Here is a 19,881-nt window from a genome sequence, read left to right as displayed (position 1 = left end):
CACCGGTGAGAGCGCCGGCCGCACGGGCCCCCGACGTATCAGCCGGCCGCTTCGGCGGTCTTCTGCAGCTCACCGAGGACCTTGGCCGGGTCGTCCTTGACGGCCCCGCCGATGGTCTGCTTGATCGCCGGGTTCACCTCGGCCCACTTGGGGTCCTGGAAGGGGTAGAAGCTGGCGTTGGGCAGCGCGTCGAGGAACGGCTTGAGCTTCTCGTCGCCCGACAGCTTCTGGATGCCGCCGTTGGTGACGGGCAGCAGCTTGTACGTGTCCGAGATCTTCTGGGCGGCGCTGCCGGTGTAGAAGAAGTCGAAGAACTTCTTGATCTCGGCGCCGTGGCCGTTCTTGTTGAACGCCATGATCCAGTCCATGACGCCGAGCGTGGTGTCGAGCGGGCCGCTCTTGCCGGGGATCGGCGCGACGCCGTAGTTCTTCAGCCCGGCCGCGTCGAAGATCGGGATGGACATGGGGCCGCCGTTGACCATGCCGACCTTGCCCGCGCCGAAGTCCTCCCAGACCGTCTTACGGTCCTTGGTGCCCGGGTTGGGGGTGGTCAGGCCCGCGTCGACCAGGCCCTTCATGTACGTGAACGTCTCGACGTTCTGCGGCGAGTTGATCGCCCACTTGCCGGAGGCGTCCTTGTAGCCGCCGCCGTTGCCCAGCATCCACAGGAACGACTCGCCCTGGGCCTCCTCCTGGCCGAGCGGCAGGCCGAAGGGCTGCGTGACGCCGGCCTTCTTCAGCTTCTCGGCGTCGGCCTTCAGCTCGTCCCAGGTCTTCGGCGGCTCGGCGATGCCGGCCTTCTGGAACAGGTCCTTGTTGTAGAACAGCGCCCGCGCGGAGGAGACGAACGGGATGCCGTACGCGGTGCCGTCGACCTTGCCGAACTCGGCGAACTTCTGCAGCATGTCGCCCGAGACGTTCGGCGACAGCACCTCGTCCACCTTGTAGAGCAGCCCGTCCTTGACGAAGCCGGAGTAGTCGCCGGTCTGCAGGATGTCGGGCACCTGGCCGTTCTGGACCATGGTGGCGACCTGCTTGTCGATGTCGTTCCAGTTGATGACCTGGACGTCGACCTTGATGTTCGGGTTGGCCGCCTGGAACTCGTCCACGACGCCCTTCCAGAACGTCTCGCCCGAGTTCGGCTTGCCGGGGCCGTCGCCGTAGTCGGCGGCGACCATCTTCAGGGTGACCGGCCCGCCGCCCGACGCCTGCGTGTTGCCTCCGCCACCGCCGGAACCACCGGAGCCGCAGCTGGACAGGACCAGCATCGTGGCAAGGCCGAGAGCGGCGCCGCCCACAAGCTTCATGTTCACTGGAGATACCGCCTTCTCGTCGGACGGGTGCTGGTCCGTACCAGCCAACGGACCCCGTCCTGGGGGATGGGGCACGCGAGCGTACAGCTCGACGCGTTTGCGCCAGCGTAAGCCTGGATCGACAAGCCGGTCTATACCGGCTCGTATCAGTTTGAAAACGCTGAGGGCCGGAAAACCTCACAACCGGTCTAGACCGGGCGTCAGAGGATCTTTCTCCGGACGCTCTCTCCACCCTGCGGCGTGCCGATCCACGGGCCCTCGATGGAGGGGTCGAGGATGCCTTCCTCGACGAACCCGTAGCGGCCGTCGAGCACGTAGCCGGCCAGCCGCACGTCGCCCGCGTCGCTGTTGTCCCAGAGCCGCTCGAACAGCGCGTCCACGCGGCGTCGTGCCTGGTGGCAGAAGGTGTCGGCGAGCTCGTACGGCCGTCGCCCGAGGTCCCTGGAGTCCTCCTCCGCCTTGACGCACACGGCGGTCATGGCGAACAGCTCGGCCCCGATGTCCACGAGCCTGCCGAGGAACGACTGCTTGTGCTCCAGCCGGCCCTGCCAGCGCGACATGCCGTAGAAGGTGGACCGGGCCAGCTTGCGGCTGGTCCGCTCCACGAAGCGCAGGTGCGCGGCCAGCGGGCCGAAGTCGCCGTACGACGCGGGCAGGTTGCCGGTGCCGGCCACCAGCGTGGGCAGCCACCTGGCGTAGAAGCCGCCGGCCCGGCGCAGGGCCTGGGCGCGTTCCTGGCGCGAGGCCTCCGGGTTGATCAGCTCTCCGGCGGCCGACAGGTGCGCGTCCACCGCCTCCCGGGTGATCATCAGGCGCATGATCTCCGAGGAGCCCTCGAAGATGCGGTTGATGCGGGAGTCGCGCAGCATCTGCTCGGCGGGCACGCCGCGCTCGCCGCGCGCCACGAGCGACTCGGCGGTCTCGTAGCCTCGCCCGCCCCTGATCTGGACCAGTTCGTCGAGTGCCTGGTACGACAGCTCCGACGCGTACAGCTTGGCCAGCGCCGCCTCGATCCTGATGTCGTTGCGCTGGTCGTCGGCCAGGCGGCTGGTGAGCTCGCAGAGGGCTTCGAGCGCGTACGCGGTCGCCGCGATGAACGCGATCTTCGTGGCCACGGCCTCGTGCTCGCCGACCTTGCGCCCCCACTGCACACGCTCGTTGCCCCACTCGCGGGCGATCTTGACCGCCCACTTGGCGTTGCCCGCGCACGTGGCCGGCAGCGACAGGCGGCCCGTGTTGAGCGTGGTCAGGGCGATCTTCAGGCCCTGCCCCTCGCGCCCGATCAGGTTCTTGGCCGGCACCCTGACCTGGGAGAACTCGGTGACCCCGTTCTCGATGCCGCGCAGTCCCATGAAGCCGTTGCGCCGCTTGACCGTGATGCCGGGAGAGTCGGCCTCGACCACGAACGCGCTGATCTTCTTGCCGGTCCTGGCCATGACCACCAGGAGCTCGGCGACGACGCCGTTCGTCGTCCACAGCTTGACGCCGTCGAGCACGTAGTCGTCGCCGTCGCGGACGGCGGTGGTGGACAGGCGGGCCGGGTCGGAGCCCACGTCGGGCTCGGTCAGCAGGAACGCGGAGATCTCGCCCGCCGCGCACCTCGGCAGGAACTCCCGCTTCTGCTCCTCGGTCCCGAACAGCTTGAGCGGCTGCGGCACCCCGATCGACTGGTGCGCCGACAGCAGCGTGGCCAGCGCCGGGCAGTAGGAGCCGACGAGCATGAGGGTGCGGCAGTAGTACAGGTATGGCAGCCCGAGCCCGCCGTACTCCTCGCCGATCGTGATCCCGAAGGCCCCGAGCGCCGCGAGCCCCTTGACCACCTCGTCGGGCACCTGCGCGGTCCGCTCGATGAGCGCGGGATCGACATGGGCGTCGAGGTAGCGCCGCACCGCCCTGACGAACTCCTCACCCCGCTTGGTCGCCTCTTCGGACAGCGTCGGCACGGGGTACACGAGATCCAGCCGGTAGTCACCGAGGAAGAGCTGCTTGGCGAAGCTCGGCCGCGTCCACTCCTTCTCGCGCGCCTGCTCGCCGACCTCCCTGGACTCCGCGTACTTGGCGTGCTCGGTCATAGCACCTCCCGACGATCCGCCGTCCTGTGCTAGGAGTACTGCCCGCCTGACGGCGCCTCATCGCCTGATTCTGTACGAACGGCGAACATTCGCTTTCAGAGCCCCGATCGCCACCAAGGCGAGTACGGCGGGCACCACGAGATAGGCGCCGCAGAACACCAGCGCCACGAGCGACAGCCCCGCGCCCACCACGGCCGTGTTCCGGTGCCGCCCCGCGGGCAGCATCCGCACGGCCGCCACCACGCCCGCCGCCGTGACCGCGGCCAGGCAGGCCGAGGTGGCCCGCATGAGCAGGTCCAGATCCACCGCCCACACCAGCACGGGCACGCTGAGGACGGCGAGCAGCCCCAGGCTCCGGTACGGCGTCTCACCCGGCGCCCCGCCCTTGGCGAACCAGCCCGGCAGCGCCCCGTCCCTGGCCATGGCCGCACCCAGCCGGGAGGCCCCGGCCAGATAGGTGTTGACCGCGCCGAAGGTCAGCAGCACCGCCACCACCCCGGTGACCGGCCGCGCGGCCGGCCCGATGCCGGTCTCCAGCATGGCGGTGAGCGGCACGCCGGTCATGCCGGGGCCGAGCACGCCGACGGAGGTGACCGACACGCCCACGTACAGGATCCCGATCACGACGAGCGTCACCGCGGTGGCCCGGACCAGGCCGTTCCCCTTCCCGGCGAACTCGGCCGACAGGTGGCTGGCCGCCTCCCAGCCGACGAAGGCGAACAGGAGCACGCCGGCCGCGTCCGCCACGCCCGCGGCGCCGTACGGGGCGAAGGGGGTGAAGTTACCCGGGTCGGCGTGCGGCGCGGCGGTGATCACGGCGGTTGCCAGGAGCGCGACGAGCAGGACGACGAAGCCGATCTGCAGCCGTCCCGAGGTGCGCAGCCCGGCGGCGTTGGCGGCGAAGGCGGCTCCCAGGATCAGGCAGGCGGCCAGGGTGGCGTCCATGCCCAGCGTGGCCTCGACGTACTGGCCGCCGACCAGCGAGCCGGCGACGGTGCCGATGGGGACCGCGCCGTAGAACCACCAGCCGACCACGGCGGAGGCGTGCCGGCCGAACGCGAGCCCGGCGACGCTCGCCACTCCCCCGCCGTCGGGGTATCTGACGCCGAGCGCGGCGAAGGTCAGCGCGACGGGGACGCTCAGCGCGAGCAGCCCGGCCCAGGCCAGCACGGACGCGGGCCCCGCGGCAGCGGCGGCGAGGTGCGGCAGCACCAGCATCCCCGGCCCCAGGACCGCCCCGACCAGCAGTGCCGTGCCGTGTCCTGCGCCTATGCGATGTTCCGACATGCAGCCGAAACTAATGCACTCATTCGGCACTAACCCCTGTCAGTCGAACGAATGGCCGGAACCACATGACACCATCCACTCATGGACGAACTTGATTCGGAAATCGTGCGGCTGCTCCAAACGGATGCGCGGCAGTCCAACCGGGAGCTGGCCCGGCAGCTCGGCGTCGCGCCCTCGACCTGTCTGGAGCGGGTCAGGTCGCTCACCCGGCGCGGCGTCATCCGCGGCTACCACGCCGAGATCGACCCGGCCGCGCTCAACCGGAGCGTGCAGGCCATGGTCTCGGTCCAGGTACGGCCGCTGAGCCGGGCGGTGATCAACGCGTTCAAGTCGTCGGCGGCGGCGATGCCGGAGGTGCTCAGCGTGTTCGTGCTGGCGGGCGGGGACGACTTCCTCCTGCACGTGGCGGTGCAGGATCTGGACCACCTGCACTCGTTCCTGCTCGACCGGCTGAGCAAGCGCAAGGAGATCGTCGGCTTCCGCACGTCGGTGATCTTCCAGCAGGTGCACAACACCGTCCCGGAGCGCCTGACCTGACTTTCGTCAGGGGTGGTACTGGACGGTCGGCCGATCCGGAGGACGGGGGCGATTTCCTAGGTTTCTCTCCGTGATAGCAGTGAAGTCCCTCCTGATCGGCCTCTCGACGGCGCTGACCCTCGCCCCCGCCCCGCAGCCGACCTCCCAGACCATCGACGCCTACCTGCGCCAGGCCATGGAGTCCACCGGACTGCCCGGCATGTCCGTGGTCGTGACGCACAACGGCGAGGTCGTGCACGCGGCCGGCTACGGCCACGACTCCGAGGGGCGTCCCGTCACCGCGAACACCCCGATGCGCGTGGCCTCGGTCAGCAAGTCGTTCACCGCGATGGCCGTGATGACGCTCGTGGAGCGCGGCAGGATCAAGCTGGACGAGCCGGTGGCCGGGCAGCTGCCGGGGTTCAGGATGGCGGACCCGCGCGCGGCGGCGATCACCGTACGGCAACTGCTCAACCAGACCTCCGGGCTGTCGGACACGACGGTCGACATCGCCGCGGTGGAAGGCGCCACCTCGCTGGCCGACTACACCTCCCGGCTGTCCGGCTCCGAGCTCCGCGCCGACCCCGGCACCCGCTGGGAGTACTGCAACGTCAACTACGACCTGGCCGCGCGGCTGGTCGAGGTGGCCTCCGGGCAGCGGTTCGGCGACTACCTGCGGGAGCGGGTGTTCGGCCCGCTGGGCATGAAGTCCAGTGCCGTCAGCGACCAGGTCGTCCGGCCGGCCGACGGCTACAACTCGATCTTCGGCGCCTGGCTCCCGCGTGCCGAGCTGTCCGGCTTCCTCAACGACAGCGGCTCGGGCGGGGTCATCACCACGGCCGCCGACATGGGCAAGTGGCTGATCGCGCAGTCGGGCGACGGGCGCCCGCTGGTCAAGCGGGAGAGCCTGGACGCCATGCACACGCCGAGCAAGATCCGCGACTACGGCATGGGCTGGGGCGTCGAGCGGGAGACCGGGCAGCTCGTGCACTCGGGGAACCTGTTCACGTACAACGCCGTCGAGGCCGTCTCCCCCAAGACCGGCTACGGCTTCGCCGTCATGGCGAACGGGGCGGCGCTGACCGACGACACCTACACCGTCATGGAGGGGCTGACCGCCCTGAGCGAGGGCCGCGCCCCTGAGGTGCCCGGAGGCGACCGGCAGCTGTACGAGCTGGTGCTGGGCGTGCTCGCGATGGCCGCGGCCGGCCTCGGCGTCCTGGGCGTGCTGCGCGCCCGGCGCTGGGCCGCCCGGCGCGCGGGCAGGCGGGCCCAGTGGTGGGCGGAGTGGCGGCTGGTGCCCGTGCTGCTCCCCGTGGCCGTGCTGGCGGCGTATCCGGACCTGATCTCGTTCCTGATGAACGGGCGGGCGGTGACGTGGGCCCAGCTCACCTACTTCGCCGCGCCTCTGTCGATCATGCTGCTGGTGGCGGCGCTGTCGGGCGCGGCGGTGGCGACGGCCCGGCTGATGGCCGCCCGGCGTTAATTCGGTTGCACGGGATTACGGCCGGCCCGTACTGTCATGGACATGCGCCTTTACCTGTGATTCACCGCTGCTCAGCAGCGAGATCGCCCGTCATCCGTTCCAGACGCGGCAGCTGAGCTTGCCGACCGGCCTCCATGAGCCGCGTCGTGAGTCTGTGTAAAGGAGCTTCCTTATGCGAGTCCGTTCATCCAGGAAAAAGAACCTTCCCGGATTGCCCGTGACGCGGCCGATGCCCAAGATGCCGCAACGGCCGATCATGCCGCCCCGGCGCATCCCGCCGAAGGGCCGCTGAGACAACTACCAGGATGGTAGTTAGGCGAGCGCCGCCTCCACCGTACGCCAGGAGGCGGCGCTCGCACCCTTCATGCCTTCAGAGGCGCTCGATGATGGTGACGTTGGCCTGGCCGCCGCCCTCGCACATCGTCTGCAGCCCGTACCGGCCGCCCGTGCGCTCGAGCTCGTGCAGGAGCTTGGTCATCAGGATCGCGCCCGTGCCGCCGAGCGGGTGGCCGAGCGCGATGGCGCCGCCGTTCGGGTTGACCTTGGCCGGGTCGGCGCCTAGCTCGTGCGTCCAGGCCAGCGGCACCGGCGCGAACGCCTCGTTGATCTCCACCACGTCGATGTCGTCGATCGACATGCCGGCCTTCTCCAGCGCCCGCCGCGTGGCGGGGATGGGCGCGGTCAGCATGTAGACCGGGTCGTCGCCCATGAGGGCGAGCTGGTGGATGCGGGCCCGCGGCGTCAGGCCGTGGTCCCTGACCGCCTGCTCGGAGGCGATCAGCAGCGCGCCGGAGCCGTCGGAGATCTGCGAGGAGGTGGCGGCGGTGATCTGGCCGCCCTCCTTCAGCGTCTTGAGCGTGGCCATCTTCTCCAGCGTCGAGTCGGGCCGCGGCCCCTCGTCGTCCTCGACGCCGTTGACCGGGGCGATCTGGTCCTTGAAGTAGCCGTTGGCGATGGCCTTGGCGGCGCGCTGGTGGGACTCCAGCGCGAACCGCTCCAGCGTCTCCCGCGTGTAGCCCCACTTCTCGCACATCAGCTCCGCGCCGCGGAACTGCGAGATCTCCTGCTTGCCGTACCGTTCGACCCACTTCTCGCCGAACGGGAAGGGCATGCCCTTCTCCAGCGCGGCCGTGATCGACGAGCCCATCGGCACGATGCTCATCGACTCCACGCCGGCGGCCACGACCAGATCCTGGGTGCCGGACAGCACGCCCTGGGCGGCGAAGTGGATCGACTGCTGCGAGGAGCCGCACTGCCGGTCGATCGTGACGCCGGCGGTGGTCTCCGGCAGGCCCGCCGACAGCCAGGCGTTCCGCGCGATGTCCATGCTCTGGGGGCCGAACTGCATGACGCACCCCATGATGACGTCCTCGACCGCCGCGGGGTCGACGCCCGTGCGGTCGATCAGCGCCTTCAGCGTGTGCGCGGCCAGGTCAGTGGGGTGGACGGTGGAAAGGCCGCCCTTCTTCTTGCCGACCGGGGTGCGAACGGCCCCGACGATGTACGCCTCTGCCACAGTGCCTCCTGGAAACCGAGCATTATTCGGTTACTAGGGGCAGACTACAACAGAACGACGTTCTACTCACGCGTGGGCGGGACCAGGTCCTCCGCCGCGTCGACCCGGAACCGCCAGCGGTCCACGACCAGCCCGTTCAGCGCCTCGGCCAGCTCCAGGGCGAGCGCGCCGAGTTTGGCGGGCTCGCCGCCGCGCAGCTCGATCGCGGTCAGCTCGACGGCGAAGGGCAGGAGCTCCTGAACGGCGGGCGGCTGCCCCTTCTGCGGGACGAGCACGGCCCGGATGTCACCGGCCGTGAACGCGAACTCGTCCTCCTCGTCCGGCTCCAGCAGCGGCGCCAGCTCCTCGGCGGTCGGCCGCGCCGGAAGGATGACGGCGGGCCCGCTCTCCTCCTCGTCGGCGGGGTCGGTCACCTCGCCCCGGCACACCGCGAGCCCCTTGAGCCGGAAGGCCAGGCCTTCGGCGAGATAGCGGTCGAAGAAGTTCAGCGGCAGCGGCCCCTCGGCGGCCACCCTGACCGCCCACACCTTCTCCAGCTCACCACCGGTCAGCTCCGGCTCGGCCTCCACGGGCGCGTACACCCGCACGTCGGTGGCCACGATGTCGTCGCCGTCCTTCTTCGCGTCGGGGTCGGCGAGCCGCACGATGCGCAGCAGCTCGGCCGGATCCGGCTTGGCGGGCAGGGCCGCCGTCGGGCCGGTACGCAGTCTCCGCTTGGCCATCCAGCCCATAGCCCGCCTCCGCGCTTGTCAGCTTCGATAAGAGCTCGTCATCGTCGCGTAGACGATGACGTTGTCGTCGTAGTGGCCGATCGTGCGATCGTAGTTCCCACCGCAGGTGATCAGGTGAAGCTGAGCGTTCTCCTGGGGCCCGTAGACGCGCTGGGTCGGGAACGTCTTCTTGCTCGCCTGCTCGATGCCGCCGACGGTGAACACCGCGGTCGTCCTGTCCTGGCGCTGGATCTCGATGGTGTCGCCGTTCTTGAGCTCGGGGAGCCTGCTGAACACGGCGGGGCGCGTCCTGGTGTCCTTGTGCCCGAGGATCACGGCCGGCCCCGCCTCACCCGGGGTGGACATGCTCCGGTACCACCCCGCCAGGTTGGGGTTCTCGGACGGAGGCACCTCGATCGTCCCGTCCTTCTTCAGCCCGACGGACGTGATCGGCGCGTTGATCCCGAGCCTCTTGATCACGATCCGCTTGGGCGTGGACGGCATCATCGGGGGCGCGGGGTTGATCTGCGGCAGCGGCGGCGGCACGTCGGGTGCCGCCTGGAAGAGCGCCTGCTCGGGCTGCCCCGTGGACTTCCCGTCCGGCTGCGCCTGCAGCTTCAGGGTCTCCCGGTTGCTGCTCGCGAGCCCGTACTCCTGGGGGGAATTGAGCACGATCAGCAGCCCGGCCACGACGGTGACGACACCGGCGATGGCCGCCCCGATGAGCACGGTCCTGAGCGCCGCGCTCCCCCTGTCCGCGGGCGGCGGCACGTGCCCGCCATCGCCGCCGCCGTACGGATAGTGCCCCGACATGCCCGTCAGCCCCTGGTGGCGTTACGGCGCCGCATGACGAGCCCGCCGACGGCCGCGGCACCCACCAGCGCGGTGCCGGTCAGGATGAACATCCGCCCGTCGGGCCCCGCCTCACCACCACCACCGGTGTCGGCCCCAGCCTTGGGGGTCTTCGACTTCTTGCTGGAGGGGGTGACCGTCACCGTCGCGGTGCTGGTCTTGGTGGGCTTGGGGGTGGAAGTCGTGTTGGTGGGGGTGGAGGAGGTCGTCGGGCTGCTGGTGGAGGAGCCCACCGTGAAGGTGTACGCCTTGAGATTGGTCGTGGGGGCCTTGCAAGTGATCGCAGCCCCGGTCCCGGACGACGCAGTGCCGAACACCAGGTCGCCCGCGGTCAGCGAAACGGTGCCCGTAGTGGTGGGCTTGACCTTGATTATGACGCTGGGGAGCGTCGTGATGTCATCACCGACCATGACGCTACTCAGCGCATTTTCCCCAGTAGCGGAGGTCGGGGCGCCAGCCCCGCTTGCCTTGATGGTGACAAAGATCTTGCTGCTGCTGGGGAACCCAGTGGGGACCGTCAACGGTTCACCAGTGTTCTGGATGGCGCCCGTCCAAGTGATGGAGGCGTCCGCATTGGCGGTGGCGTTAGTCGGCGTTGTCATGCCGACCTTGATCTGGACGTTGGCGGGATAGTCGGTACCGGTCTGGCTGGGGAGCCGACAGTCGTAGGTGACGATGTCATCGCCCCCGCCGCTTCCACCGCCCGTTTGGACCGTAATCGATAGGCTCGTGGGCGCAGCGGACTTATACATGCACTCCGTGACGCTCGCCTGCCCACCGCTCGGGGTAGCGGTCAGCTTCAGGCCCTTCGTGGTGCTCACGGTTCCCGGCGAGATCGTGATCGGGCCACCACTGCTCGGGGCCGTCACCGTAGCCGACATCGTTGGGGGCGATGGCGTGTAAGTCGTGCCTGCCGTAGTAACCGTGCCAGTGTGGATCTTCTGCAAGGCGGTGGGCGTGCCGCCACCCCCGATGGTGAGGTCGCCTTGAATCGTGACCTGCGTGTTCGCCGCGAGCGAAGTGGCGGTAAACGAGGGCAACGTCCACTTGACGTCAGCCGTCTTTCCGGGCTCCACCGTTTCAGGCGCAGCGATCGTGACCTTGACATCAGTCGCCGTGAAGACACCACCTGTAGCGCAGGTGTAGGTGACTTCCATCGTCTTGTCCGCGGCGGCCTGGGCTGGGGACGACAGGGCTAACACCGAACCGACAAAGAGGACCAGCGTGCTCACGAGCCCCAAGGCCGACGTCTTATGGGCGAGGCGGCGCCACGCCTGGGACATAAGCACGGGTCCATCTCCGTTCAAGGCAAGTTTCAACAGTCGTGCCAGAATTCCAGCCGTTGGTCACGGTTAGGTTGAGATCCTACGAACTGTCCCTGTCAAGTTCCCGTAAACCGCCAAAACCCTAGCCCTTCTTCTTGGACAACGTCGCGTATACGACGATGTTGTCCGTGTAACTGTGCGCCGTCTTGTTGAAGACCCCACCGCACGTGACGAGCCGCAACTGAGCGTTGGTCGTGTTCCCGTACACCCGCGACGTCGGGAACGACGACTTGCTCGCCTGCTCGATCCCGCTCACCGTGAACCGCGTGACCTTGCCGTCCGACCGGTACACGTAGATCTGGTCGCCCTTGGCCAGCTCCCGGAGGCGGTCGAAGACGGCGGGGCCCTTGCGGGTGCTGACGTGGCCGTTGATGACCGAGGGGCCGAGCTCGCCGGGCACCGGGGAGCCCTTGTACCAGCCCGTCTGGTTGGGCTTGGTCAGGGGCGGGGTGCCGAGCTTGCCCTTGCTGTCCACGGTGACGGCCCCGATGGGCGCGTTCACCTTGATCTTGGGGATCTTGATGCGGGTCGGCCTGGACCGGGTGGACTTGGCCTTGGTCGAGGGGATCGGGGACACGACCGGGACCGCCGGGAGCGGGGGCGGCGCGTCCAGGCGGGCCGGGGTCAAAGGGATGCCCTTGCCGCCGGGGCCCACGGTGGGCGGGAGCACGAACGCGCCCGCGTTCGCCACCTCCGCCTGCGTCGGCGTGTCCTGCGCCGCCGCCAGCGAGCCCGAGGCGTCGTCGGGGGTGGTGGGCCACAGCGAGAGCATGCTCACCATGACCAGGCCGACGCCGCCCAGCGAGCCGGCGATCAGCAATCCGGGCAGTGCCCGCTGCATCGGTGTCTGCTCGGTCATCAGAGCGCTCCTCCCGCGTGCGCGGCCCTGCGCCGGCGCAGCAGCAATCCGCCGCCCGCGCCGCCGATCACCAGCGCGGCCATCAGCCCGTACGGTCTGTCCTCGCGATCCGGCGCCTCACCGCTGTCCACGCCGCCCTTGGGGGTGTTGGCGACCTGCGCCCGGTAGTACTTGGTCGCGGTCGGCCCGGTGGCCTTGGGCGTGGCCGTGGCCGAACTGGTGCCGGTGGCGCTGGGGATCACGATCACGCGCCCGAGGCCGATGTCGGTGGTCCGGTTGTTCGGGGTGGTGTGGGTCCCGGTGGGCGTCGGGTTGGTCGGGTTGGTCGTCGGACTGTTCGTGGAGGTGTTCGTGGGGCTGACGGGCGGCGACTGCGTGCCGGTGGGGCCCGACTTGTCCCGTACGGTCACCACGACCGACACCGGCGAGCTGGCCAGATTGCACTTCGCGCCGTGGTAGCCGGTGGGGGTCTTGGACGTGTTGGTGGTCACGCGGAAGGCGTCCACCCAGGCCGGCTTGTTCGCGGCGTTCTCAATCTTGATCTTGTGCTGGCCGTACGTCAGCGGCGCGGACGTCCAGAGCGTCTGGCCGCCGTCCATGTCGTCGTTGACCGGCACGTCGTCGTCGGAGCGGGAGGGGTCGACCGTGGCCCGCTTCTCGCCGTCGATGTAGATGTCGACCGGGCCCGCGTCCTTGTCGGTCGGCCCGATGTACTCCACGCCGGTCCCGATGAAGGTCAGCTCGGCGGAGGCGCCGATCTGGTCGGTCTGGTGCAGGTCGTTGTGCACGTGGTTCTCGGAGCCGGGACGGTCGTCCAGGGAGATCCAGCCGCTGCTGTAGACGATCCCCATGTCGGAGGGGTTGTCGGCGTCGTCGCCGTCGTTGACCACCACGCTGCCGTCCGGAGGGGTGAAGTCCAGCTCGATGTCCTTGGGTGTGACCGTGATGGTGCCCGGCTTGTCGGTCAGGCCGGGGTCGTTCATGGTCTCGGGGAGGGACAGGAAGCTGTCGGGGCGCAGCGCTTTCTCGGGGTTGGCGCTGCCCTTGGGCTGCAGGATGCCCTGCCAGCTGCTGGTGAGCTGCACGTTTCCGGTGCCGTGCACCTGGCCGCCGGCGGGGAAGTAGCCGGGCGACTGCAGCCGGCTGCCGTTGGCGTAGTGGAGCTTCCAGGTGAAGTTGAGCGGGTCTCCGACGACCAGGTCCGTGGCGAAGGTGAGGTTGGTCTTCAGGCGGACGGGACCGTTCCTGACGATGCTGTTGGCACCGGACGCCACGCAGTCGTACTCGACGACAAGGTCGGCCGGCGCGGCGGCGGCCGGTGTGCCCGGCAACACCACGATTCCTAAAGCCGCCACCGATCCGACCGATCCGGCGATCAACGCTTTGCGCCACCGACTCACGGGAGACTCCGATCAGTCACAAATAGACCGAGGGTAGATCTTAGAGTCGAAAACACCCCCAACACATGCCGATCGCGGCAACGTCCAGCACTTGTGATGAAGCCGTGTCCACAGGTATCCGCCGTACCGGGAAAGGGGGTATACCTGCCAGTAACAGAACCCTGTTCGGGAGGACCACAATGCGGCGAGACCTCTTCGACGAGGAGCACCTGCTCTTCCGCGAGACCGTGCGCGAGTTCATGGCCCGTGAGGTCGTGCCGCACCACGCTCAGTGGGAGAAGGACGGCATCGTCCCGCGCGAGGTCTGGAAGAAGGCCGGGGAGCTCGGGATGTTCGGGTTCTCGGTGCCCGAGGAGCACGGCGGGGCCGGGGTCACGGACTTCCGCTACAACGCCGTGATCGTCGAGGAGATCCTCCGGAACGGCGCCTCCGGGCTCGGGTTCTCGTTGCACAACGACGTCATGGCGCCGTACCTCGTGGATCTGACGAACGACGAGCAGAAGCAGCGGTGGCTGCCCGGTTTCGCGAGCGGCGAGCTGATCAGCGCGATCGCGATGAGCGAGCCGGGGGCCGGCAGCGACCTGCAGGGGATCAGGACCACGGCCCTCCGCGAGGGGGACCACTACCTGGTCAACGGGCAGAAGACGTTCATCACGAACGGGATCAACGCCGACCTGGTCGTCGTCGTGGCGAAGACCGACCCCGACGCGGGCGCCAGGGGGACCACGCTGATCGTGGTCGAGCGCGGCATGGAGGGGTTCGAGCGGGGGCGCAATCTCGAGAAGATCGGGATGAAGGCCCAGGACACGGCCGAGCTGTTCTTCGAGAACGTACGCGTGCCCGTCGCCAACCGCCTGGGCCCGCGCGACGGCGAGGGCTTCTTCCAGCTCATGAACAACCTCCCGCAGGAGCGCCTGTCGATCGCCGTGGCGGCGGTGGCCGCGGCGGAGGCCGTGCTGGAGGAGACCATCGAGTACTGCAAGACCCGGCAGGCCTTCGGGCGGAGCATCGGCTCGTTCCAGAACACCCGGTTCGTGCTGGCGGAGCTGGCCACCGAGACCGAGATCGCCCGCCACTACGTGGACAAGTGCATCCTGGCGCTCAACGCCGGGCAACTCGACGCGGTGGACGCGGCCAAGGCCAAGTGGTGGACCACCGAGCTGCAGAACAAGGTCATCGACCGCTGCCTCCAGCTCCACGGCGGGTACGGCTACATGATGGAGTACCCGGTCGCCAAGGCGTGGATCGACAGCCGGGTGCAGACGATCTACGGCGGCACCACCGAGATCATGAAGGAGATCATCGGCCGGTCCTTCGGATTCTGACCGCTTCCGGCCTCACGGGAAGGCGGTCCGCACCGCATACTGGACACCATGGACGGCGGCCTGATCCTCCTGGCTTTCCTGGCGTTGCTGTTCGCCTGGGGCCTCAACCGTGTGCGCCGGGCGATCCGCCTGGGGCCGGTGGCCTATGGCGGCGTGATGATCGTGTTCGTCATCGTCATGCTCCTCTTGTGGGGCCAGACCAAGGTCTAACCGGACAGCCCCTCGACGAAGCGGGTGAGCAGCCGGGCGAACTCCGCCCGGTCCTCCTCCGGCCAGTCCTCCATGACCGCCGCGAACGCCGCCTGCCTGGCCCGGTGGGCCTGCTCCAGCGCCGCCTGCCCGGCCTCGGTCAGCACCAGCCACGCCCTGCGCCCGTCGGCCTGATCGGCCTCCCGCCTGACGAGGCCCGCCGCCACGGCCGCCGCCACCAGCCGGCTGGCCCTCGGCTGATCGACGCTGAGCGCCTGCGCGACCGTGGACACGGTGACGGACCCGCCGGTGCCCTCGATCACGTCGAGCACCTCGTACTCCGGCCCCACGACGCCCTGCTGCCGCGCCAGCACCCGCCGGCTCTGCCGCCGCCTGATCGCGACCATCGCCCGCTCGACCGCGGCAATATACTTGTCTTCATACATATTGTTGTTATCCTACATCTATGGACAAGCCCATCGGCCACTGGCTGAAGCATCTCGACAACCTGCTGGAAGACGCCATGGAGCAGGCACTCCAGACCACCACCCGCCGGGAGTGGCAGGTGCTCAACCAAGCGGCCCAGGAAAGCACGTACACCATGCCGTTCACCGGGCCGTTCACCGGGCCGTTCACCGGCGTGGACGAGGCCGTGGAGCGGCTCACCGCCAGGGGCTGGCTGGCGGACGGCGGGCTCACCGACGCGGGCAGGGCCGCGCACGAGGAGATCTCCGAGAAGGTCGGCCGATTCCGGCAGAAGGTGCTCGAAGGGGTGAGCCCGCAGGAGTACGTGGCCACCGTCGACGTGCTCCGCCGCATGTCGGCCAACCTCGATCACTGACGCGAGGCCCCCGCCGGCTCGGGGGACGACCACGCGGCGAAGACGGTGGCGCCGTAGGGGGTGAGCCGCAGGACGGGGATCTCCCTCCTGAGCGGATTGCCGTCGCGGTCGATCGTGATGTCGCCGCTGGCACCCTGAACGTCGATGGTGCCGCTGCGCAGCATGGCCGCCACCTCCTGCGGCCCGAGCTTCGCCAGATCGTCCTTCGCGTACCTGTCGATGGCCTTGATCGCGACGTACACGGCGTCGTGGTTCATGATCGCGTGGCCGTCGTCGAGCGATTCCGTGGGGAACAGCCGCACATATCCCTTCTCATCGCCATTCCCGAACCTCGCCTTGATCGCGGGCAGCACGCGGCTGCCGTGGTCGGTGACGTTCGCGGAATGGGCCAGGGCGGTGTAGTACAGCCGGATCTTGCCGCCGTTGTCCTCCCAGATGGGGCTCTTGACGAGGTGGGCCTGCTCGCTGGTGTCGTCCCCGGCGAAGACGCTGATGTCGCGCTGCACGCAGGGGCGCGACAGGCTGAGACCGCGTAACAGCGCGGGCAGGCCTCGGGCGCGACCGGCGTAGAAGACGGCGTTGGCGTCGGAACCGCAGATCGTGTCCGCGATGTTCCCGATGACCGTGCTGGAGGCGTTGACCGTCGAGTCGAACGTCAGCGCCCGGCCGCGCCTCTTGGCGTCGACGACGCGGGCGAGGGTCCTGTCGTAGGCCTCGCCCAGCGTCCGGCTGTAGCTGTCGCCGGATTTGGTGTCCATGACGACGACCGGCTTGAGCGCGGGAACGGCCCGCTCGGCGAAGCGCACGAGAGCCGCCGCCTCGTCGCTGTTCAGCGGCGCCATCCGTACCAGTGCCTCGTGACGCTGCAGCTCGTCCGAGGTGATCACGGCCGCCACCATCGCGATCTTGCCCTTGCTGAGCCGGTCGATCACGCGCTTGGTGGCTTCGACGCTGTTCCCGAGCCCGGTGACGGCGAGGATGCGTTCGTTCTGGACGCGGCCCTCCAGGTCCGTGACCGTGTCCTCCCACGCGTCCGAGCTGATGTTGCCGACGAGCAGCCTGATGTACGGCGCCGCGGACTGCTCCCTGTTCCGCCACAACTGCGCCAGATGTGACCCCTGGAGGGCATGCCGGATGGTGTCGAGGCCCATCCCCGTCTCGGTCACATCGCCCGACATCGGGAGCAGCACCAGGATGGTGACGTACTCACCCGGATGCTTCGAGATCACGTCGTCGTTCTCCGCGTGGATGCGCTCCATGATGCCGACCAGGCTCGGGTCGAAGGCGTCGCTCGCGTCGGTGAGCCTGGACGGCGCGCGGAAGGCGAAGGTGAGGCCTGTCGCGACGAGCAGGGCGACGAGGGCGACGCGCACGGTCCACTGCCGGCGGCGACGCTTGACGTAGGTGGGAGCGGGCCCGATCTGGAGGCTGTCAGGGATGTCGCTCATACCTCTCGGCCTCTCGGTTGAGGATCGACCCGCCGGTCGTCGTGAGGCCCGCCAGCTGCCTGAACTCGTGCGCGATCTCCGTGGCGCGCCGGCCCGGGGGGTCGAGAACGGGATCGAGCCAGAACCACCGGGCCACCACCAGCTTCCTGATCATGGAAGTCCGGTCCCGCCGTTCCGTGTCGGCCGAGCTCACCGCCAGTGAGTCGTACAACGCCGCCAACGGCCGGTCCAGGGGCAGGCGGTTGGGGGCCGCGGTCACCTGCTCGTAGAGCTGAACCCACTCCGGCAGGCGACTGCCGCGGCGGCCGATCACGTCGAGCTGCCCGAACCTCTCGTTCAGGAACGCCACGACGGCCTCCAGCCGCGGATCGTCCCCGTCCGTCACCCGGGCCAGCGTGTGATAGGCGGCCGAGGCGTCGTCGGCCACCTCCTGCCTGCGGTAGAACCTCTCCATCGTCTCGTGGACCTGGTCCCAGCGCTCCGGCTCCGCGGCGAGGTGGTGCAGCAGCAGCCTTCTGAGCCAGGGATGGAGGACGGTGATCTCCTCACCGCCGGAGCTGGAGCGCTCCCAGCCGCCTCCTCGGCTCTCCGCGGCGCTCTGCGTGGTGAGCCACAGCCGCTCGGCCAGCTCGCGGCGGAGGTGCGAGGCGGTGCTCGCCCCGTCGAGCAGCGCGTTCTCGGCGTCGTCCACGTTCCTGGCCGCCGACCAGGCCATGAGCAGGTCACGCCGGGGCAGGTGGTCGGGCATCAGCCGGCGCAGGGCGTCCTTTTCGTGCAGGATGGCGCGGAACTCGTCGTCGTCCTCGGCCTTCCCGAGCAGATCGCCCAGTTCGCGGGCGGCGTACGGGTAGCCCCCGGTCAGCTCGTGGACGGCGCGCTCGTGAACCGCCGCGGTCCCGCCGGCCGGGAGGCCGGGCATGAGCGCGGGATACCACCAGCGCTGTTCCCCGTCGCCGCGCCGCTCCACCCAGTCCTCGTACGTGGCCGCGGCGAGCCGCGGCGGCCGGCGGGCCTCCGGCGTTCCCGGGCACGCCCAGCCCGTCATCCCCTTCGGCCAGGTCCTCGACGCGGCCACGACCACCAGGGGGTCCGCGCTCGCGCCGGCTCTGGAGCGCCTGTCCCTGGCGGCGACCAGCGCCTGCAGGAAGGCACAGCCCGCCGGGCTGTCGGCGTCGTCCAGCAGCAGGAGGCAGTTGCGCGCGTGGCGCGGCTTCGCCCACGCCTGGGCGAGGTCCTCGAGGAACGCCTCGACGAGGATCCCCCGCGCGCCCTCCGCCCGCTCCCCGCCGATCTGCTGCTCCTGTACGAGATTCAGGACGTCACCGCCGAGCCGTTCCGAGAGCCACGCCCTGGCCACGCGGTGAACCCGATCGGCGGCGTCCAGATGGCGCCCCAGCAGCTCCGTGACATAAACCAGAAATTTCAGCCAAATGCCAATGTTCGGCAATAAGGAGGCGATATCTCGCCACTGCGCCGCGTCATTGGGATCAATGCGCGCCTTGCGCTGAAGACGTAGCTGCAGCTGATCTTCGAGTTGCGAACGCGGCAATTTCGGATCGAGACCGAGCACCACCAGCGTGAAAACCGTACGGGGCAGCCGCACCTTGTCGAGCGCCGCCAGGTCATAGGCGATCCGCTGGATCACGTCGGCGACGGTGCTGCCGTGCGCCGGGTGGAGCGCCAGGTTGACCGCCGGAGAGGGCGGTTTCCGCACGCTGTGCGAGATCTGCGTGAGGGTCGCGCTCTTCCCGGTGCCCGCCAGTCCGAGCAGAAAAATGACGGGCAGCTCGTGCTGCCCGGGAGGATGAGTTTTCTGGAGGCACCCTCGCAACAACGGGTACCAGGAGTCGTCCGCCATGAATTCCGCCATATGGCCATACCGGGAAATCGACCACCGCTCCCTCTTGAGCGCTCGATACCGGGAAACCTATCCCATCCCTTTGGCGGGGGTCAGAGAAATTACGAAATGGCGCTGGATTCCAGAATGACGCGGGCGACGAGGTCGGGGTCGTCGCTCATGGGCACGTGACCGCACCCTTTCAACAGCTTGACCCGCTGCCCCGACCAGCGGGCCGCGCGCACGGCCTGGCGGCGCAGCAGGAGCCGGTCGTGCTCGCCCCACGCGATCGTGATGGGCGACTTCGGCGGGGCGGGCGGCATCAGGCCGGCGAACGACTCCAGCGTCTCGTCGAAGCCGCTCGCCCAGGCCAGCGCCTGCATGGCCGCGACGTGCGCGGTGGCGGAGAGCCTGGCGGGGTGGGCGACCAGGATCCCGGTCGAGACGGCCCGCAGCAGCGGGTTCTCGGCCACCTTGGCGGTATGCCTCGCGGGGATCGACCGGGCCGAGGCGCGCAGGGCGCGCAGCGCGGACTGGCAGTAGAGCAGCTCGGGCCGGGACCAGAAGCCGGCCGGCGACAGCGCGGTGGCCGTGCGTACGACGCCGCGCGAGGCCAGCTCCAGCGCGATGTAGCCGCCGAGCGAGTTGCCCGCCACGTGCGGCTCGCGCACGCCGAGCACCGCGCAGAACGACTCGACCGCGTCGGCCAGCGACTCCGCGGTGTAGGTGACACCCTCGGGCAGGCCCGGGGATCTGCCGAAGCCGGGCAGGTCGAGCGCGATCACCGTACGCGCGGCCGCCAGGCGGTCCAGCACCGGCAACCATGCCTGCCAGTGATGGCCGATCCCGTGGATGAGGATCAGCGGCGCGCCGGTGCCCCGTCGTTCGAAGGCCAGCTCCATACG

At 69.3% G+C, this 19,881-nt stretch carries 18 protein-coding genes; 5 read left to right on the top strand and 13 right to left on the bottom strand.

The window, feature by feature from the left end:
• Positions 1-38 precede the first annotated feature (38 nt).
• The 3 genes from AB0J87_RS01405 to AB0J87_RS01395 form a co-directional block, all read right to left on the bottom strand.
• Positions 39-1,307: an extracellular solute-binding protein gene (locus AB0J87_RS01405; RefSeq protein ID WP_350733392.1), complete on the bottom strand. Its 1,269-nt coding sequence runs from the start codon at positions 1,305-1,307 to the stop codon at positions 39-41.
• Positions 1,308-1,513: 206 nt separating this feature from the next.
• Positions 1,514-3,385, bottom strand: coding sequence for an acyl-CoA dehydrogenase family protein (locus AB0J87_RS01400; RefSeq protein WP_363962168.1), 1,872 nt, complete (start codon positions 3,383-3,385; stop codon positions 1,514-1,516).
• A 57-nt stretch (positions 3,386-3,442) separates the two neighbouring features.
• Entirely contained in the window at positions 3,443-4,672 is a 1,230-nt protein-coding gene (locus AB0J87_RS01395) for an amino acid permease (protein ID WP_363962167.1), read from the bottom strand.
• A gap of 81 nt (positions 4,673-4,753) precedes the next feature.
• Between AB0J87_RS01395 and AB0J87_RS01390 the strand changes: the two genes are divergently transcribed.
• Both AB0J87_RS01390 and AB0J87_RS01385 read left to right on the top strand, forming a co-directional pair.
• Positions 4,754-5,209 carry an Lrp/AsnC family transcriptional regulator gene (locus AB0J87_RS01390; protein WP_185070549.1) on the top strand — a complete coding sequence of 152 codons (456 nt, stop codon included), beginning with the start codon at positions 4,754-4,756 and terminating at the stop codon, positions 5,207-5,209.
• Positions 5,210-5,279: 70 nt separating this feature from the next.
• Complete coding sequence (locus AB0J87_RS01385; protein ID WP_363962166.1) at positions 5,280-6,674, top strand: serine hydrolase domain-containing protein; 1,395 nt, start codon at positions 5,280-5,282, stop codon at positions 6,672-6,674.
• 370 nt (positions 6,675-7,044) lie between these two features.
• Here AB0J87_RS01385 and AB0J87_RS01380 read toward each other — a convergent pair whose 3' ends face one another.
• The 6 genes from AB0J87_RS01380 to AB0J87_RS01355 form a co-directional block, all read right to left on the bottom strand.
• Positions 7,045-8,190, bottom strand: coding sequence for an acetyl-CoA C-acetyltransferase (locus AB0J87_RS01380; protein WP_357725541.1), 1,146 nt, complete (start codon positions 8,188-8,190; stop codon positions 7,045-7,047).
• Between the two features lie 62 nt (positions 8,191-8,252).
• On the bottom strand, positions 8,253-8,912 hold the full coding sequence (locus AB0J87_RS01375; protein ID WP_363962165.1) for a hypothetical protein: 660 nt from the start codon (positions 8,910-8,912) through the stop codon (positions 8,253-8,255).
• Positions 8,913-8,939: 27 nt separating this feature from the next.
• Positions 8,940-9,713 carry a class F sortase gene (locus AB0J87_RS01370; protein WP_363962164.1) on the bottom strand — a complete coding sequence of 258 codons (774 nt, stop codon included), beginning with the start codon at positions 9,711-9,713 and terminating at the stop codon, positions 8,940-8,942.
• A gap of 5 nt (positions 9,714-9,718) precedes the next feature.
• Complete coding sequence (locus AB0J87_RS01365; protein WP_363962163.1) at positions 9,719-10,984, bottom strand: hypothetical protein; 1,266 nt, start codon at positions 10,982-10,984, stop codon at positions 9,719-9,721.
• A gap of 175 nt (positions 10,985-11,159) precedes the next feature.
• Positions 11,160-11,936, bottom strand: coding sequence for a class F sortase (locus AB0J87_RS01360; RefSeq protein WP_363962162.1), 777 nt, complete (start codon positions 11,934-11,936; stop codon positions 11,160-11,162).
• Positions 11,936-13,267: a hypothetical protein gene (locus tag AB0J87_RS01355; protein ID WP_363962161.1), complete on the bottom strand. Its 1,332-nt coding sequence runs from the start codon at positions 13,265-13,267 to the stop codon at positions 11,936-11,938. The genes AB0J87_RS01360 and AB0J87_RS01355 overlap by 1 nt, the downstream gene beginning before the upstream one ends.
• 248 nt (positions 13,268-13,515) lie before the next feature.
• Here AB0J87_RS01355 and AB0J87_RS01350 point away from each other — a divergent pair, with 248 nt between their 5' ends.
• Together AB0J87_RS01350 and AB0J87_RS01345 are read left to right on the top strand one after the other, a co-directional pair.
• Positions 13,516-14,661: an acyl-CoA dehydrogenase family protein gene (locus AB0J87_RS01350; RefSeq protein WP_363962160.1), complete on the top strand. Its 1,146-nt coding sequence runs from the start codon at positions 13,516-13,518 to the stop codon at positions 14,659-14,661.
• A gap of 48 nt (positions 14,662-14,709) precedes the next feature.
• Positions 14,710-14,871, top strand: a complete 162-nt coding sequence (locus AB0J87_RS01345) for a hypothetical protein (RefSeq protein ID WP_350733373.1) — start codon at positions 14,710-14,712, stop codon at positions 14,869-14,871.
• Here AB0J87_RS01345 and AB0J87_RS01340 read toward each other — a convergent pair.
• Positions 14,868-15,296, bottom strand: a complete 429-nt coding sequence (locus AB0J87_RS01340) for a MarR family winged helix-turn-helix transcriptional regulator (RefSeq protein ID WP_363962159.1) — start codon at positions 15,294-15,296, stop codon at positions 14,868-14,870. The genes AB0J87_RS01345 and AB0J87_RS01340 overlap by 4 nt on opposite strands.
• A 20-nt stretch (positions 15,297-15,316) precedes the next feature.
• Between AB0J87_RS01340 and AB0J87_RS01335 the strand changes: the two genes are divergently transcribed.
• Positions 15,317-15,691 (top strand): MarR family transcriptional regulator, encoded by a 375-nt coding sequence (locus tag AB0J87_RS01335; protein ID WP_363962158.1) that lies wholly within the window; start codon positions 15,317-15,319, stop codon positions 15,689-15,691.
• Here the strand turns inward: AB0J87_RS01335 and AB0J87_RS01330 are convergent.
• The 3 genes from AB0J87_RS01330 to AB0J87_RS01320 all read right to left on the bottom strand — a co-directional run bounded on the left by AB0J87_RS01330 (position 15,685) and on the right by AB0J87_RS01320 (position 19,878).
• On the bottom strand, positions 15,685-17,139 hold the full coding sequence (locus AB0J87_RS01330) for a hypothetical protein (protein ID WP_363962157.1): 1,455 nt from the start codon (positions 17,137-17,139) through the stop codon (positions 15,685-15,687). The two genes, AB0J87_RS01335 and AB0J87_RS01330, sit on opposite strands and share 7 nt — an antisense overlap.
• Positions 17,123-18,997 carry a hypothetical protein gene (locus AB0J87_RS01325; protein ID WP_363962156.1) on the bottom strand — a complete coding sequence of 625 codons (1,875 nt, stop codon included), beginning with the start codon at positions 18,995-18,997 and terminating at the stop codon, positions 17,123-17,125. Before AB0J87_RS01325 ends, AB0J87_RS01330 begins: the two co-directional genes overlap by 17 nt.
• Positions 18,998-19,098: 101 nt before the next feature.
• Positions 19,099-19,878 carry an alpha/beta fold hydrolase gene (locus tag AB0J87_RS01320; protein WP_363962155.1) on the bottom strand — a complete coding sequence of 260 codons (780 nt, stop codon included), beginning with the start codon at positions 19,876-19,878 and terminating at the stop codon, positions 19,099-19,101.
• Positions 19,879-19,881 lie beyond the last annotated feature (3 nt).

Source organism: Nonomuraea sp. NPDC049625 (assembly GCF_040675285.1).
Classification (GTDB): Bacteria; Actinomycetota; Actinomycetes; order Streptosporangiales; family Streptosporangiaceae; genus Nonomuraea; species Nonomuraea angiospora_A.
Note: the sequence above shows the minus strand (reverse complement) of the source record. Positions and strands in the feature narration are given on the sequence as shown.

Coding starts and splice junctions, on each gene's coding strand:
- AB0J87_RS01405 (WP_350733392.1), bottom strand. CDS start 1,307: ATGAAGCTTGTGGGCGGCGCCGCTCTCGGCCTTGCCACGATGCTGGTC.
- AB0J87_RS01400 (WP_363962168.1), bottom strand. CDS start 3,385: ATGACCGAGCACGCCAAGTACGCGGAGTCCAGGGAGGTCGGCGAGCAG.
- AB0J87_RS01395 (WP_363962167.1), bottom strand. CDS start 4,672: ATGTCGGAACATCGCATAGGCGCAGGACACGGCACGGCACTGCTGGTC.
- AB0J87_RS01390 (WP_185070549.1), top strand. CDS start 4,754: ATGGACGAACTTGATTCGGAAATCGTGCGGCTGCTCCAAACGGATGCG.
- AB0J87_RS01375 (WP_363962165.1), bottom strand. CDS start 8,912: ATGGCCAAGCGGAGACTGCGTACCGGCCCGACGGCGGCCCTGCCCGCC.
- AB0J87_RS01370 (WP_363962164.1), bottom strand. CDS start 9,713: ATGTCGGGGCACTATCCGTACGGCGGCGGCGATGGCGGGCACGTGCCG.
- AB0J87_RS01360 (WP_363962162.1), bottom strand. CDS start 11,936: ATGACCGAGCAGACACCGATGCAGCGGGCACTGCCCGGATTGCTGATC.
- AB0J87_RS01350 (WP_363962160.1), top strand. CDS start 13,516: ATGCGGCGAGACCTCTTCGACGAGGAGCACCTGCTCTTCCGCGAGACC.
- AB0J87_RS01345 (WP_350733373.1), top strand. CDS start 14,710: ATGGACGGCGGCCTGATCCTCCTGGCTTTCCTGGCGTTGCTGTTCGCC.
- AB0J87_RS01340 (WP_363962159.1), bottom strand. CDS start 15,296: ATGTATGAAGACAAGTATATTGCCGCGGTCGAGCGGGCGATGGTCGCG.
- AB0J87_RS01335 (WP_363962158.1), top strand. CDS start 15,317: ATGGACAAGCCCATCGGCCACTGGCTGAAGCATCTCGACAACCTGCTG.
- AB0J87_RS01330 (WP_363962157.1), bottom strand. CDS start 17,139: ATGAGCGACATCCCTGACAGCCTCCAGATCGGGCCCGCTCCCACCTAC.
- AB0J87_RS01325 (WP_363962156.1), bottom strand. CDS start 18,997: ATGGCGGACGACTCCTGGTACCCGTTGTTGCGAGGGTGCCTCCAGAAA.
- AB0J87_RS01320 (WP_363962155.1), bottom strand. CDS start 19,878: ATGGAGCTGGCCTTCGAACGACGGGGCACCGGCGCGCCGCTGATCCTC.